The organism is Actinomyces sp. oral taxon 180 str. F0310 (genome assembly GCF_000185285.1).
Taxonomy (GTDB): domain Bacteria; phylum Actinomycetota; class Actinomycetes; order Actinomycetales; family Actinomycetaceae; genus Pauljensenia.
On the sequence record NZ_GL622194.1, the window covers coordinates 96667 to 110766 of the forward strand.

A 14100-nucleotide genomic window follows, 5' to 3' on the forward strand; every position below is an offset into this window, starting at 1 on the left:
CGACGCGGGCACGACGAACTACAGTGGGGTCATGACTTCCGTGACTGACATTCGCCCCACCGTCGATCCGATTCCGCTCCCACGCGCCCTGGAGGGAATCTCGGTCGATGGCTTCTACGGGGCCGATTCCGCCCCCGCGTCGCTCGACGCTTGTGCCCCCGCCGTCTCCGGCGTGACCGTTTCGTCCAACGATTGCGAGCCGGGGTGGATCTTCGTGGCCATTCCGGGCCTCGCTCAGCACGGGGTGCGTTTTGCCCACGCCGCGATCGAGGCCGGGGCATGCCTGATCCTCACGGACGAGGTTGGCCGCCGCGAGGCGTTCGAGCGCCGCCTCGGCGTTCCCGTCGTACAGGTCTCCAATCCTCGCGCCGTCGTCCCCCTCCTGTGTCGCAACATCTACTCCTCCCCCGCCACGCGCGTGACCACGATGGCCGTGACGGGAACCAACGGGAAGACCACCACCTCCTACCTCATGCGAGCCGCCCTCGCTTCCCGTTTCCCCCACGCGTCCCTGTGCGGAACCGTGGAAACCAGCGTCGGCCCCGTCTCTTTTGAGGCTGTGCGCACGACGGCCGAGGCACCCGTGGTCGCCCGTTTCCTGGCGGCAACGGACCAATACCACTGCGGTGCCGCGGTGATCGAGCTCTCCGCCCATGCGCTGTCTCTCAATCGCGTCGACGGGATTGTCTTCGACGTCGCCGCCTTCACCAACCTCCAGCACGACCACCTGGACTACTACGGCGATATGGAGACCTACTTCGCCGCCAAGGCCTTGCTTTTCACGCCCGAGCACTCCCGGCGCGGCGTCGTGTGCGTGGACGACGAGTGGGGGCGTCGCCTGGCCGACCATGCGACGGTTCCCGTCACAACCGTGTCTGCTTTGACCCACGAGGCCGCCGATTGGCAGGTTCGCAACGTCACGCCTGACAAGTCGATCGGGCGCACGGTCTTTACCCTCGTTAGCCCCGACGGCTCGCCCCACCGGGTGGCGATGCCGATCCTGGGTGACGTCAACGTCCAAAACACCGCTGTGGCGATCGTGAGCGCGGTGAGCCTGGGGGTGAGCCTGGAGGACGCCATCTCGTCCGTGGAGAATGCCCCTCAGATTCCCGGACGAATGGAGAAGGTCAACCCCACCCCGGGAGCCCAACCCCTCGTGATCGTCGACTACGCCCACACGCCCGAGGCGCTGGAGTGGACGCTACGCTCGACCCGGGAGCTCACCGCCGGTCGGGTTGTCATCGTCTTTGGCACCGACGGAGACCGCGACGCGAGCAAGCGCGAGGAACTCGCAGCGATTGCCGCGCGCGAGGCCGACGTCCTGTGGGTGACCGACGAGAATCCCCGGAGCGAAGATCCGCAGTCGATTCGCGACTACCTCCTCCGGGGCATCGCCTCGGCGCGTCCCGACATGCACGACGTCCACGAGGTCACGACATGCCGACGCGACGCGGTACGACAGGCGATTCTGGATGCGCGCGCGGCCGATACGGTCATCATCACGGGCAAGGGCGCGGAGTGGTATCAGGAGATCCAAGGGATCCATCACCGCTACAACGATGTGCCCGTCGCCGCCGAGGTCCTCGCCGGGGATCTTCGTGCGCACGAGTAACACGCCTCCCGCGCGGGTGCTGCGCCGCACGCTCCCACGGTGGGCCCAGGCGGCTCGATAGCCCGTAGACTGGTCGGGTGAATGACTTCGATGACCAGTGTGACTCCCCCTTCCGCGATCTTGAGGCGGGGACCGAGGACGGAACCGCCTCGGCTGTCCTCGCCGATGCGCAGGACGCCGACTCGCGCTCTCGCGCGCGCCTCATGCGCGCCAACCTTGACCAGTTTGAGCTGGACGAGGACGACCTCGCGCTGCTGTCAGGTTCCATCTCGGCTACATCGAACAACGACGTCGCGGCCGGCCTGCCGGTGCTCGCGGTCGTCGGGCGACCGAACGTGGGTAAGTCGACCCTCGTGAACCGCATCCTGGGCAGACGCGAGGCCGTCGTTCAGGACACGCCCGGCGTCACCCGCGACCGTGTTTCGTACCCCGCCGAGTGGGCCGGACGTAACTTCACCCTCGTGGACACCGGCGGGTGGGAGATCGACGTCAAGGGCCTGGATCGCTCGGTGGCCGAACAGGCCGAGATCGCGGTTGACCTGGCGGACGCGGTGGTCCTCGTTCTCGATGCGACCGTCGGGGTGACCGCCTCCGACGAACGCATCGTCGAGATGCTACGTTCCAAGGACAAGCCGATCATTCTGGCGGCGAACAAGGTCGATTCGGCTCTCCAGGAGGCCGATGCCGCCTACCTGTGGAGCCTGGGACTCGGTGAACCGCACCCAATTTCTGCGCTTCACGGTCGTGGCACCGGCGACCTGCTCGACGTCGTCATGGAGACCCTTCCCACCGAGTCGTCGGTCGCCTCGGCGCTGCCCGTCGGCGGCCCGCGGCGCGTCGCTCTCGTCGGGCGACCCAACGTCGGCAAGTCCTCACTCCTCAACGCCCTAGCCGGTGGGCACCGGGTCGTCGTGAACGAGCTCGCCGGAACGACACGCGATCCTGTCGACGAGCTGGTCGAGCTTGACTCCCGGCAGTGGTGGTTTGTTGACACGGCGGGAATTCGACGCAAGATGCACCGCACAACGGGCGCCGACTACTACGCGTCGATCCGTACCCAGGCGGCCATCGAGAAGGCCGAGGTGGCGCTCGTCCTCATCGACGGCGCGGCGCCGCTGACCGAGCAGGACGTGCGCGTCATCCAGCAGGTCATCGACGCGGGCCGCGCCCTCGTCGTGGTCACCAACAAGTGGGACCTCGTTGATGAGGATCGCCAGAAGGAGATTAAGAGCGAGCTTGAGCGCGAGCTCGTGCAGGTGCAGTGGGCGCCCCGCATCAACCTTGCCGCGAAGACCGGGTGGCACACGAACCGTATCGTGCGAGCACTCGACACCGCGCTCGAGGGCTGGGAGACCCGCATTCCAACGGGCCAACTCAACGCTTTCCTCGGTCAATTGGTCGCCGCGCACCCGCACCCGTTGCGCGGAGGTAAGCAACCGCGCATTCTCTTCGGCACGCAAGCCTCCAGCAAGCCCCCTCGTTTCGTTCTCTTCACGACCGGTTTCCTCGATCCGGGTTATCGCCGTTTCATCGAACGGCGCTTGCGTGAGACCTTCGGTTTTGCAGGGACTCCCATCCAAATCTCCGTTCGCGTCCGCGAGAGGCGTCGCAAGTAGGATGTCGCCCAGGCCTCTCCTGTCACGTTGCGCCCGCTAGCGCGGGGCTTGGCTATCCACAGGGCCGTCATGCCGCGGGTCGACATCCACACCGCGACGCGGCAGGGGTGACAGCTGCGGTTCGTTCCGGCAGAATCGACGCATGAGCGCTTCATTGGACTCTTGCGCCACCCCTCCTGGCAAACTGGCCGAGGGGCTGACGCGCTGCGACGACGGTCTTGTTCGCCCGACGTGGGCTTCGCGCGACCCCCTGCTGCGCGAGTACTACGACTGCGAGTGGGGCATGCCCGTTCACGACGAGGCCGGGGTCTTCGAGCGCCTCGTGCTTGAGGGGTTTCAGTCCGGCCTTGCCTGGCGCACGGTGCTTGCCAAGCGACCCGCGTTTCGCGATGCATTCGAAGGCTTTTGCCCCGAGCGCGTTGCCGCATTTGGCGACGAGGATGTCGCGGCTCTGATGTCGAATGCCGGGATCATCCGTAACCGCAGGAAGATCGAGGCGGCCATCGCCAACGCGCGGGCCACGCTCGCCATGAGAAGCGTCGGCTCTCAGCACGCAGAGGCGTGTGAGAGTCCCTCCCATCTGGGCCAGCTGGTCTGGATGTTCCGCCCGCTCGTTGATCCCCAGCCGACGTGCTCCGCGGAGGTTCCGACCCGCTCGCCAGAGTCGCAGGCCCTCGCAGCCGCGCTGAAGCGCCGCGGTTTCCGCTTCGTCGGACCGACGACCATGTTTGCTCTCATGAGCGCAATCGGGATCGTGAACGCCGACATTGTCGGGACCTACCGGCGGCCGTCGGCGCGCCCCGGGGCTGCCCCAGCCGGGCCGGCGCGGCGTGTCACTGTCACGACATCTCTGGCATGATGGTGTCATGGCCATCTCGAAGAAACTCCTGAGTCAGGACGAGGTCGTCGTCCGACACATGCACACGCACATCAAGACTCTGCTTCCCGCGATCATTGTCGAGGTCATCCTCCTGATCGCGGCTGCGGTCGGCTCTTTCTATGTCCCGGCGGAGGCACGTTACTGGGCACTCCCGACCATCTGGTTGGCCGTTATTGCTTTGTCGGTCCCGCTCTTCATCGCTCCGTGGGTCCGGTGGTGGATGACGACCTATACCGTCACCACGAAGCGGGTCATCACCCGTTCGGGAGTCCTTAGGCGGACGGGACACGATCTTCCCCTGACGCGGATCTCGGACATCCAGATCGAGAAGGACGTCGACGACCGCATCTTTGGTTGCGGAACGCTCGCCTTACAGACGTCCGCAAACGATCCATTGCTCCTGCACGACGTGCCGAAGGTGGAGATGGTTCAGGTAGAGATTTCCAACCTGCTATTTCACGACGTCCAGGGCGCCATCGACGCGGACCCTCGCAGCTGACAGCACCCCCGCCGCGGCTGCGCCCGGTCCTTTCCCGGCCTCGTTCCGATCTGGGACGAGGCCGCCTCTCGCGTCTGGGGGTCATGGGTCAGCGTGGGCGAGGTGGGAGAAGTGAGCAGGTCGAAATCATCCCCGTTGACGACTTCGACCTGTGAAACAGTTTACTCTATGAGCGCAGCGGAAAAGCACGGGAATCGCATTCGGTCGAGAGGCTTGCGACCTCGGAGAATGCTCGAAAGAAGCAGGATGCGCGGCCATTTACCAGGGACAATAGACGCACCCGGTCGTGAATCACGTTTCGATTACAAACGCCATTCACACGCACTCAACAAGGACAAAGGTCCCGCTCGGCATGTACTGAAACGGGCATGAAAAAACCGTGGGAAAGCAATCCCCACGGCCTCTTAGTCGGGCTGGCGGGATTTGAACCCACGACCCCTTGACCCCCAGTCAAGTGCGCTACCAAGCTGCGCCACAGCCCGTATTCAGTTCGTCGCCGAAGCGACCTGTAGAACTATAGCGCACGATCCAGCGCACAAGCAAGCCGACAAGCGTGCGCCCCATCACAGGCTGGATAGCATTCACGTCGGCGGCGCTGTGCCCGCAACATATCGTGAGTCACGAGACTACCGTGGCCACCGGGAGAGGACTAGACTGGCAATTGTTTCGATCACCGTGCCATCTTTCTTGGAGTTGCCTCCCATGACCCGCATCAGGCTCACAAAACTCGCTGCCGCGCTCGCGATCGGCGCAGCGGCCATCGTCGCATTGCCTGCCGCCTCGCAGGCAACTCCCCTCCCCTCCTCGCCGCTTGTCGCCGCCTCCCTCGCCGACGTGTCAGCGGGGCACGCACTCGCGGCACCCACGACCACTGCCGCCGCGAACTCCGCGATCAGCTCGGCCAGGCGCCGCTTCAGGATACGAAGCCGAAACAACGGCCCCGCCAGCACCGGCGCAGTTATCTTCGCCGTCATCGTCGCCGTCATCGTCTTCGGCGTCCTCCTGTTCATTCGGTACCGGACGTACAAGACCTTGCGCGACCGATCGATCAATACCCCGAACTACAACGGCCCCGCCGGCCCCCAGTACGGCGTCACGGGGGTGGGAGGCTACTCGCCCCAGTATCAGCAGGTCCCGCCGACCACGCCTTTCTCGCCCCAGGGATACGCCGGATACGGCGGCCCTCAGGGCTACACGCCCGGTACCGGCTACGGCGGCCAGGTGCCCCCCGACCCCGCCTCCGGTCCCTCGTATTCCGGCTAAGTCTCAGTCGACAGCCCTGTCCCAGCGTGGGACCCACTGTGCGACACGCACGGCCGAGGCAACATGGGGGCGCGCGCGGCTACGCGTCGCGCCGAGCAAGGTCCTCGTCCACGAGACCGATGATCGCCTCGCACACCCCACGGACGTCAAGGCCCGTGGAATCCACGGTGGACACACCCGGGGCGGCAACCATGAACTCCGACACTTCGGCGTCGGCCCGGTCGCGTCCCTCCACCTGCGCGCGCACGATCTCCATGTGCTCCGCCGTCGCGTCGCCGTACAGCTCCAGCGTTCTCCTGCGCAGGCGTGCCTCCTGGTCGGCCAGCAACAGCACACGCACGTCGGCATCCGGACAGACGACCGTCGTAATGTCGCGGCCCTCCGCGATCATCCCGGAGCCCCCCAGACGGGCCTCCATCATCCGCCTGCGCTGGTCGCCGGCCATCCACGCGCGCACGTCAAGGTTCGTCGACACGTGTTTGATCTCGAGAGCAATCCTGGGCTCTCGGATCTGCTTCGTCACCTCTCGCTGCCCGATCCACACGTGCGGGTCGGCCGGATCCGAGTCCATACGCAGCGGCATCTCCTGCGCGGCACGAGCCACGGCCTCGCCATCGCTCCAATCGATGCCCCGGTCAAGCACGTACCACGTGAGTGCGCGATACATTGCTCCGGTATCCAGGTAGCCGATCCCCAGGCGGGACGCCAATTCCTTGGACACCGTCGACTTGCCCGATCCCGCGGGGCCATCAATCGCGATCGTGATGCCCACGCGCGAGATCGCCTCACGGCGCAACATGTCATTCATCCGAACACTCTCCTTCGACAGTCAATCTAGTGAGTGATGAGGCGCCAGCCTCGTCCCTCCAGGTCCGCAACGCACCGATCGGCCACGGCCGGGTCGATCATGACCCGAGCGACGCCGGCTTGCGCGCCGGCCGAATGCTCCAGGACGAGATCCTCGATGTTGATCGACGACTCCCCCAGTTCGCTGAACAGACGCCCGAGCGCGCCGGGCTCGTCGGGTATCAGAACCTCGATCTCTCGATAGCGTGACGGCGCTCCGCCGTGCTTGCCGGGGATCCGGGCGACGCCCTGGTTGCCCGCCGTCATGACGCGGTTGATCGCCCCGACGCTGCCTCCCCTCAGCGGCCCCAGCTCGGCCGCCGCATCCAGGTGCACGAGAAGGTCATCCAGATCCGCGCGCAGCTCGCGCAGGATCGAGGTGACAGGTCCGGCATTGCCTGCCACGATCGACGTCCACAATCGAGGGTCGGAGGCGGCGATCCTGGCCGTGTCCCGCAGGCCCTGCCCGGCCAGGCCGAGCGCCTGCGCGGGGGCATCAACGAGGCGAGCCGCAAGCATCGAGGAAACCAGCTGGGGCACGTGGGACACGAGCGCGACGGCGTGGTCGTGGGTGCCCGCGTTCATCTCGAGCGGGACGGAACCGACGTCCGTGGCAAGGGCGCGGGCGGCAAGCACCGCGCGCGGGGCCGTCCTACCGTGAGCAACAATCACCCAGGGACGGCCGTAGAACAGGTCAGCGTCCGCGGCCCCGGCGCCCGAGCGCTCGCGGCCAGCCATCGGATGGCATCCCACGTATCGGGAGGCATCTTCCCCTCTTCCCTCCCTGTCCAACGCCGCGAGGACGTCGGCAACGATCGCGTCCTTGACGGAGGCAACGTCGGTGACGATCGCGCGGGGAAAGCGCGCCAACGCATCGACGATGACACGATCGGCCACGTCCGGGGGCGTCGCGACGACAACGATGCGGGGCGCCTCGTAACCGGGGTGGTTGTGTCCGCGATCCGCGCAGGCCACCCGGGCCTCGTTGGCCACGTCGCTCAGGGGCCTGCCGGCGCCCACGTCGGCAGCCAGCCGCAGGGAGGTGGGGGATGCGTCCTCGAGGTAGACGCTCACGCCCCCGGCGCGCAGCGCGAGGCCAAGCGATGCACCCACGAGGCCCGTCCCAACGATGAGAACCGGGCCGACCGTCGAAACCACGCGGGCGCCAACGCCCGCCGCTGGCCCGCTCACAGCCCGACGGCCCCGTAGAGAGCAGTCAGGGCGTTGCCCTTGATGCGGCGCGTCGTGCCCTGCTTGAGGTGGTCGAGGCTGATCGGGCCAAAGCCGGTACGCACAAGCTCGCGCACCGGGTAGCCAACCGCCTCCATCATGCGCCGCACGAGCCGGTTGCGGCCCTCGTGCACGACGATCTCAACGGTCGTGATATCCCCGTAGGTGTCGACGAGGCGGAAGGAGTCGACGGCGATGGGCCCGTCCTCAAGCTCGATGCCAGCCAGCAGTCGACGTCGCACGCCCGGCTTGACCTCACCGTGGAGGCGGGCCACGTAGGTCTTGCGGATCTCGTACGAGGGATGGGTCAGGCGGTTGGCGAGCTCACCGTCGTTCGTCAGCAGCAGCAGGCCCGACGTGTCGATGTCGAGCCGGCCGACGTGGTAGAGGCGCTCGGGGTAGTCTGCGATCAGGTCGGCGATCGTCGGACGTCCCTCGGGGTCGCTCATCGTGGAGACGGTGCCGATCGGCTTGTTGACCGCCAGCACGATGTGCTTGGCCTCGTCAAGGATGAGGCGCTCACCGTCGACGTGAATGACCTGGGTCGCCGGATCGACGCGCACCCCCTGGGTGCGCACCACTGTGCCGTCAACGCTGACGCGCCCATCGGCGATCATCTGTTCGGACGCGCGCCTGGACGCGATCCCGGCCTGGGCAAGCACCTTCTGTAGGCGCACTCCGCCCTCGGTGTAGGGGTTAGCCCTCATAGTTCTTCCTCCAATTCGATGAGCGCGTCGGCTTCCGGCAGGTAGGGTGCCAAGGGTAGCAGCTCGGACAGGCTTGACATCCCCATTTTCTCAAGAAACTCCGTGGTCGTCCCGTATAGGTGCGCCCCCGAGGGTGTCGTGCCGGTCTCTTCTACGAGGCCCCGAGCGAGCAGGGTGCGCACGACGCCATCGACGTTCACCCCGCGGATCTTGCAGATGCGCGAGCGCGATATCGGCTGGCGATAGGCGATCACGGCCAGCGTTTCCAGCGCTGCCTGCGACAAACGCGCGTGCGCGGAACCGACGACAAATCTCCCCACGGCGTGCGCGTAGCGGCGCGCAGAGTAGATGCGCCATCCGCCCGCGACCCGACGCAGCTCGAACCCCCTGGCCTCTGCGCCGTCCTCGCCCCCATACTCCCGCGCCAGCGCGTTGAGCTCTCGCTCGACCTCGCCCGCGTCGACGCCGAGGGCCGCCGCCACCTCTTCGGCGGCCACCGGCTCCGCCGCGACCATCAGGATCGCCTCAAGCGGCCCCCTCAGCGCGCCCTCACTCATTGTCCGCGCCCTTCCCTTCCTCGTTGACTGATGCCCCTGCGCCGCGCCGTCCTGCGCGTTCGGATGATGCCTCGGATCCGTGCCCGTCACCCGTGGCTCGCCCGCGCCAGGAGACGAGCAGGGGCGCCAGCGGAGCCTCCTGGTCAAACTCAACCGCTCCGTCACGATACAGCTCCAGGAGCGCGAGGAAACGCGATACCAGTACCGGACGGGAGGCGGCGTCAGACACCAGCTCAGCGAATGTCATGCGCCCCGCCCGGGCAAGCATCGCAGAGAGCACGAGGACCTGCTCGCGCACCGGCACGACGGGATCATGCAGGTGGGAGACCTCAACGGTCGGGCTCTGGGATGTCAACGCGTCGGCGGCCAGCCGCGCCAGATCCTGCGGGGTTGTCGTCCACGCCAGGGGAGGAAGCATGACCGCAAAGTGCGCTTCGAGGGGGACCTCCCGCGGCACGTAGTGCTCGTTGTCGATGAGCCTGCGCCCGATGTCCTTCGATGCTTCCTTGTAGGCGCGGTACTGCAGGAGACGGGAGAAGAGAAGGTCACGGGCCTCAAGGTCCGCCTCGCTGGCCCCCGCCTCCTCGTCCACCTGCGGAAGGAGGCGCGCTGCCTTCATGTCGAGCAGCGTGGCTGCGACGACGAGGAACTCACTCGTGCGCGACAGGTCGGGGCTGGCGTGCATGAACGCGATAAACTCGTCGGTCACCTGCGCGAGCGCAACCTCCGTGATATCGAGTTTCTTGCGGGCTATCAGTGACAGAAGCAGGTCGAAGGGCCCTTCGAACACCGGCAGAGACACGGCGAAGAGGTCAAACTCCCCCTGTACCTCAAGCTGTTCAGGCTGCGTCGCCACGGGCGATGACTTCCCGCGCGAGTCGACGATACGCGTGGGCTCCGGCGTGGTTGGGCGCGTACGAAATGATGGGTTCGGTCGCGACCGACGCGTCCGGGAACTTGATCGTGCGGCCGATCCGGGTGTCGAAAACGAGGTCACCGAAGGCCTCCTGAAGCCTTTGCAGCACCTCGCGAGAGTGCAGGGTGCGGCTGTCGACCATCGTGGCCACGATACCGTCAATCTTGAGCCGAGGGTTGATGCGGTCGCGTACCGTTTCGATCGTCTCAACGAGCAGAGCGACGCCTCGCAGGGCGAAGAACTCAGCCTCCACCGGCACGATGACACCGTGCGCGGCCGTCAGTGCGTTCACCGCGAGAAGACCGAGAGAGGGCTGGCAGTCGATGAGGACAACGTCGTAGTCGGACTCGACGTGGCGCAGCACGCGAGCCAGCGCACTCTCGCGCGCGACCTCGTTCACCAGCTGAACCTCCGCTGCCGACAGATCGATGTTCGCGGGAATGATGTCGAGGTTAGGCGTGGCCGTGTGACAGATGGTCGCGACGACGTCGGCCTTCGGGTTCATGAGCAGGGTGTAGATCGTCTGCTCCATGTCCAGCGCGTTGATCCCCAGCCCCACGGAGGCCGCTCCCTGGGGGTCGAAATCGACGATGAGGACCCGGCGCCCGTACTCGGCCAGCGCGGCACCCAGGTTGATGGTCGTCGTGGTCTTCCCCACCCCGCCCTTCTGGTTACACATCGCGATAACGCGGGCAGGACCGTGTCCCGTCAGCGGCGGCGGCACCGGAAAATCGACCGTTTCGGCGGGCAGGTCGGGCGTGAGCGTCGGATGCGAATTCATGGTCACAGGCTCATCCTAGTTCATTGCTTCACATTCTCATCCGTGCCACGCGCTCTGGGGTGCGAGACGGTAAATACCTCGCGCAACACGGTGGCGGTGACACGCGTGTAGATCTGGGTGGTAGCCACCGACGCGTGCCCGAGGAGTTCCTGAACCTCGCGCACACTTGCCCCACCTTCGAGAAGGTGGGTCGCGAAGGAGTGGCGCAGCGTGTGCGGCGAGACTCGGTGTGCGAGATTCGCCGCCTGCGCCGCGCGGCGAATGGCCGTCCAGGCGCTCTGGCGGGACAGAGCAGATCCGCGCGAATTGAGGAAGAGAGCCGTCGAACCGGAACCTCGAGCGGCCAGCACGGGGCGGGCACGGACCCGGTATGCATCGAGAGCCTCGATTGCGAAGGATCCGACCGGCACGATTCTCTCCTTGCGTCCTTTACCGAAGAGGCGCACGACGGGCACCTGCCCATCGAGATCGAGATCGTCGGCGCTCAGGGCAACGGCCTCGGACACGCGCGCACCCGTGGCGTACAGGAGCTCCAACAGCGCGGCGTCGCGCAGCCCAATGGGCGTGTCGTCGGCGTGGGCCGCGTCCAGCAAACGCCCCACCTCGTCAACGGACAGGGCTTTGGGAAGGTGGCTGCCTTGGCGCGGAGCACGCAGCTGCGCCGTCACATCGACGTTGAGGACCCCCTCCGCCAGCGCATACCTGTGCAGTCCCCTGATTGCCGCACAGGCACGTGCAACCGACGACGGGGCCGCCGGCCTACCGGACACCTGGCCGGATGCGAGCCCGGCCAGGTGTTCCTCAACGTCGTGAGCGCTGACATCCGTGAGCGTTGCCCTCCCCCGGCTTTCCATGTCGCGCACGTATCGTGAGGCGTCGCGCAGGTAATTCGACACCGTGTGCGTCGACGCTCCCTTCTCGACGCGCAGATAGTCCACCCAGTCGCGCACGAGTGCATCCATGGCGGTCATGGCGCCAGCGTAAGCGCTCGATCCTCCGATTGCGCGTGAGCGGTATCCGCTTGCCGCCAGTTTCGCTAGACTGTGACACGGTAAACGTTTCTCGCCCCGACGCTGGGGCCCGACACCTGGAGACCGATGTGACACTACACTGGGACCACATTGACGACGAAGCGGTCAAGACCGCGAAAATCCTCGCGGCCGATGCCGTCGAGCAGGCCGGATCAGGACACCCTGGAACCGCCATTTCACTCGCCCCCGCCGCGTACCTTCTCTACAACAAGGTCATGAACGTGGACCCTGCGGATCCGCGCTGGATCGGCCGTGACCGCTTCATCCTGTCGGCGGGGCACTCGTCCCTCACCCAGTACGTTCAGCTCTACCTCACGGGCTTCGGCCTTGAGCTGGAGGACATCGAGAAGCTGCGCACCGCGGGCTCGCTCACGCCCGGCCACCCCGAGTACGGACACACGAAGGGTGTGGAGATCACAACCGGACCGCTGGGAACGGGCATTGCGTCGGCCGTCGGTTTCGCCATGAACGCCCGCCGCGTGCACGGCCTGCTGGATCCTGACACGCCTCTGGGCGAGTCCGTGTTCGATCACCACGTCTACGTGATCGCCGGTGACGGTTGCTTCGAGGAGGGCGTCTCCGCCGAGGCATCGTCGTTGGCGGGAACCCAGGAGCTGGGTAACATCACGGTGATCTGGGACGACAACCATATCTCGATCGAGGACGATACCTCGATCGCGTTTAACGAGGACGTCCTGGCACGCTACGAGGCTTACGGCTGGCACGTTCAGCGCGTCGATTGGCTGGGCGAGGACGGCTCTTACGAGGAGAACACCGCGGCCCTCAGCGACGCCCTCGATGCGGCAAAGGCAGAGACGGCGAAGCCCTCGCTCATCGCGCTGCGCACCATCATCGGTTGGCCAACCCCCGGTAAGCAGAACACGGGCGGGATTCACGGTTCCAAGCTCGGCTCCGATGCCCTCAAGGGTCTGAAGGAGGCTCTGGGAGCCGACCCGGACAAGATGTTCGACGCCGACGCCACGCTTGTGGCAACCGTGCGCGAGCGCGCCGCAGCGCGCGCTGCCGAGTACCGCAAGGACTGGGATGCCCGCTTCGAGGCGTGGAAGGATGCCCACCCCGAGGAGGCCGCCCTGCTGGAGCGCCTCCTCGATGGCCGCCTCCCCGAAGGATGGGCCGACGCGCTGCCCGTCTTCGAGGAGGGCAAGGCGATCGCGACCCGCGCCGCCTCGGGCCAGGTGCTCAACGCGATCGCGCCCGTGCTGCCTGAACTGTGGGGGGGCTCGGCTGACCTCGCCGGATCCAACAACACGTTCGTCAAGGGCGAGCCCTCGTTCCTGCCCGCGCACCGCTCCTCCACGTCCTTCAGCGGCAACGAGTTCGGCCGTAACCTGCACTTCGGCGTCCGTGAGTTCGCGATGGGTGCCGCCCTCAACGGCATCGCCGCCGACGGCTTGACTCGGGCCTACGGTGGCACGTTCTTCGTGTTTTCCGACTTCATGCGCGGAGCCGTGCGCCTGGCCGCGCTCATGGATCTTCCGGTCACCTACGTGTGGACCCACGACTCCATCGGCGTGGGCGAGGATGGTCCCACGCACCAGCCGATCGAGCACTTGGCGGCCTACCGTGCGATTCCGAACGTCGCGGTCGTGCGTCCGGCCGACGCCGCCGAGACGGCTGCCTCCTGGAAGGCGATCCTTGAGCAGACGCACCCCGCGGCCATCGTCCTGTCGCGTCAGAACCTGCCCAACCCGGCGCGCGGGGAAGGGACCGGCCTGGCTGGCACGGCGAACCTGCACCGGGGTGCCTACGTGCTGGCTGACACCGAGGGTACTCCGGACGTGATTCTCATGGCTTCCGGCTCGGAAGTCGCCGTTGCCCTCGAAGCGCGCGAGAGTCTCGCCGCCGAGGGCATCGCGGCGCGCGTCGTCTCCGTGCCCTGCCTGGACTGGTTCGAGGCACAGGATCGCGCCTACCGCGACGAGGTCCTTCCCCCGTCCGTGCGTGCACGCGTGTCCGTCGAGGCGGGCATTGCCCTGCCGTGGTACCGCTGGATCGGCGACGTCGGCCGCGCCGTCTCCATCGAGCACTTCGGAGAGTCGGCTCCCGGCACCCTCCTGTTCGAGAAGTACGGGATCGACGCGGGGCACGTCGCCTCCGCCGCGAAGGACTCCATCGAGGCTGCGAGGTCGTGACTTTCTAGT

At 66.5% G+C, this 14100-nt stretch carries 13 protein-coding genes and 1 tRNA gene; 6 read left to right on the forward strand and 8 right to left on the reverse strand.

Going from position 1 to position 14100, the window contains the following annotated elements; all coding sequences use genetic code 11:
* Positions 1-31: 31 nt before the first annotated feature.
* The 4 genes from HMPREF9006_RS00465 (at position 32) to HMPREF9006_RS00480 (ending at position 4607) form a co-directional block, all read left to right on the forward strand.
* A complete protein-coding gene (locus HMPREF9006_RS00465; protein ID WP_034231829.1) occupies positions 32-1612 on the forward strand; it encodes a UDP-N-acetylmuramoyl-L-alanyl-D-glutamate--2,6-diaminopimelate ligase in 1581 nt (526 codons plus the stop codon).
* Positions 1613-1689: 77 nt separating this feature from the next.
* Positions 1690-3228 carry a ribosome biogenesis GTPase Der gene (gene der, locus HMPREF9006_RS00470; protein WP_009211560.1) on the forward strand — a complete coding sequence of 513 codons (1539 nt, stop codon included), beginning with the start codon at positions 1690-1692 and terminating at the stop codon, positions 3226-3228.
* 142 nt (positions 3229-3370) lie between these two features.
* Positions 3371-4087, forward strand: a complete 717-nt coding sequence (locus tag HMPREF9006_RS00475) for a DNA-3-methyladenine glycosylase I (protein ID WP_009211561.1) — start codon at positions 3371-3373, stop codon at positions 4085-4087.
* A gap of 7 nt (positions 4088-4094) precedes the next feature.
* A complete protein-coding gene (locus HMPREF9006_RS00480; protein WP_009211562.1) occupies positions 4095-4607 on the forward strand; it encodes a PH domain-containing protein in 513 nt (170 codons plus the stop codon).
* Between the two features lie 408 nt (positions 4608-5015).
* Here the strand turns inward: HMPREF9006_RS00480 and HMPREF9006_RS00485 are convergent.
* A tRNA-Pro gene (locus HMPREF9006_RS00485) sits at positions 5016-5089 on the reverse strand.
* 220 nt (positions 5090-5309) lie between these two features.
* Between HMPREF9006_RS00485 and HMPREF9006_RS00490 the strand changes: the two genes are divergently transcribed.
* On the forward strand, positions 5310-5870 hold the full coding sequence (locus tag HMPREF9006_RS00490; protein WP_009211563.1) for a hypothetical protein: 561 nt from the start codon (positions 5310-5312) through the stop codon (positions 5868-5870).
* A gap of 79 nt (positions 5871-5949) precedes the next feature.
* On the opposite strand, the gene cmk is transcribed toward HMPREF9006_RS00490, so the two are convergent.
* Genes cmk through HMPREF9006_RS00525 form a run of 7 tightly spaced genes read right to left on the reverse strand, consistent with a single transcriptional unit; the run spans position 5950 to position 11878 of the window.
* Positions 5950-6678 (reverse strand): (d)CMP kinase, encoded by a 729-nt coding sequence (gene cmk, locus HMPREF9006_RS00495; RefSeq protein ID WP_009211564.1) that lies wholly within the window; start codon positions 6676-6678, stop codon positions 5950-5952.
* A 26-nt stretch (positions 6679-6704) separates the two neighbouring features.
* The gene (locus HMPREF9006_RS00500) at positions 6705-7907 is read right to left on the reverse strand and encodes a prephenate dehydrogenase (RefSeq protein ID WP_009211565.1); all 1203 of its coding nucleotides are present in this window, start codon (positions 7905-7907) and stop codon (positions 6705-6707) included.
* Positions 7904-8653, reverse strand: a complete 750-nt coding sequence (locus tag HMPREF9006_RS00505; RefSeq protein ID WP_009211566.1) for a pseudouridine synthase — start codon at positions 8651-8653, stop codon at positions 7904-7906. The genes HMPREF9006_RS00500 and HMPREF9006_RS00505 overlap by 4 nt, the downstream gene beginning before the upstream one ends.
* Positions 8650-9210, reverse strand: a complete 561-nt coding sequence (scpB, locus tag HMPREF9006_RS00510) for an SMC-Scp complex subunit ScpB (RefSeq protein ID WP_009211567.1) — start codon at positions 9208-9210, stop codon at positions 8650-8652. Before scpB ends, HMPREF9006_RS00505 begins: the two co-directional genes overlap by 4 nt.
* Complete coding sequence (locus HMPREF9006_RS00515; RefSeq protein WP_009211568.1) at positions 9203-10066, reverse strand: segregation and condensation protein A; 864 nt, start codon at positions 10064-10066, stop codon at positions 9203-9205. Before HMPREF9006_RS00515 ends, scpB begins: the two co-directional genes overlap by 8 nt.
* Positions 10050-10907, reverse strand: a complete 858-nt coding sequence (locus HMPREF9006_RS00520; RefSeq protein WP_426693602.1) for a ParA family protein — start codon at positions 10905-10907, stop codon at positions 10050-10052. Before HMPREF9006_RS00520 ends, HMPREF9006_RS00515 begins: the two co-directional genes overlap by 17 nt.
* Before the next feature lie 20 nt (positions 10908-10927).
* The gene (locus HMPREF9006_RS00525; protein WP_009211570.1) at positions 10928-11878 is read right to left on the reverse strand and encodes a site-specific tyrosine recombinase XerD; all 951 of its coding nucleotides are present in this window, start codon (positions 11876-11878) and stop codon (positions 10928-10930) included.
* A 128-nt stretch (positions 11879-12006) separates the two neighbouring features.
* On the opposite strand from HMPREF9006_RS00525, the gene tkt reads away from it, so the two are divergent.
* Positions 12007-14091: a transketolase gene (gene tkt / locus HMPREF9006_RS00530; RefSeq protein ID WP_009211571.1), complete on the forward strand. Its 2085-nt coding sequence runs from the start codon at positions 12007-12009 to the stop codon at positions 14089-14091.
* The last annotated feature ends 9 nt before the right edge of the window (positions 14092-14100 follow it).

What these genes read in the sequence shown, in the direction of transcription:
- HMPREF9006_RS00465 (WP_034231829.1), top strand. Translation starts at nt 32, where the DNA reads ATGACTTCCGTGACTGACATTCGCCCCACCGTCGATCCGATTCCGCTC.
- HMPREF9006_RS00475 (WP_009211561.1), top strand. Translation starts at nt 3,371, where the DNA reads ATGAGCGCTTCATTGGACTCTTGCGCCACCCCTCCTGGCAAACTGGCC.
- HMPREF9006_RS00480 (WP_009211562.1), top strand. Translation starts at nt 4,095, where the DNA reads ATGGCCATCTCGAAGAAACTCCTGAGTCAGGACGAGGTCGTCGTCCGA.
- HMPREF9006_RS00490 (WP_009211563.1), top strand. Translation starts at nt 5,310, where the DNA reads ATGACCCGCATCAGGCTCACAAAACTCGCTGCCGCGCTCGCGATCGGC.
- cmk (WP_009211564.1), bottom strand. Translation starts at nt 6,678, where the DNA reads ATGAATGACATGTTGCGCCGTGAGGCGATCTCGCGCGTGGGCATCACG.
- HMPREF9006_RS00505 (WP_009211566.1), bottom strand. Translation starts at nt 8,653, where the DNA reads ATGAGGGCTAACCCCTACACCGAGGGCGGAGTGCGCCTACAGAAGGTG.
- scpB (WP_009211567.1), bottom strand. Translation starts at nt 9,210, where the DNA reads ATGAGTGAGGGCGCGCTGAGGGGGCCGCTTGAGGCGATCCTGATGGTC.
- HMPREF9006_RS00520 (WP_426693602.1), bottom strand. Translation starts at nt 10,907, where the DNA reads ATGAATTCGCATCCGACGCTCACGCCCGACCTGCCCGCCGAAACGGTC.
- HMPREF9006_RS00525 (WP_009211570.1), bottom strand. Translation starts at nt 11,878, where the DNA reads ATGACCGCCATGGATGCACTCGTGCGCGACTGGGTGGACTATCTGCGC.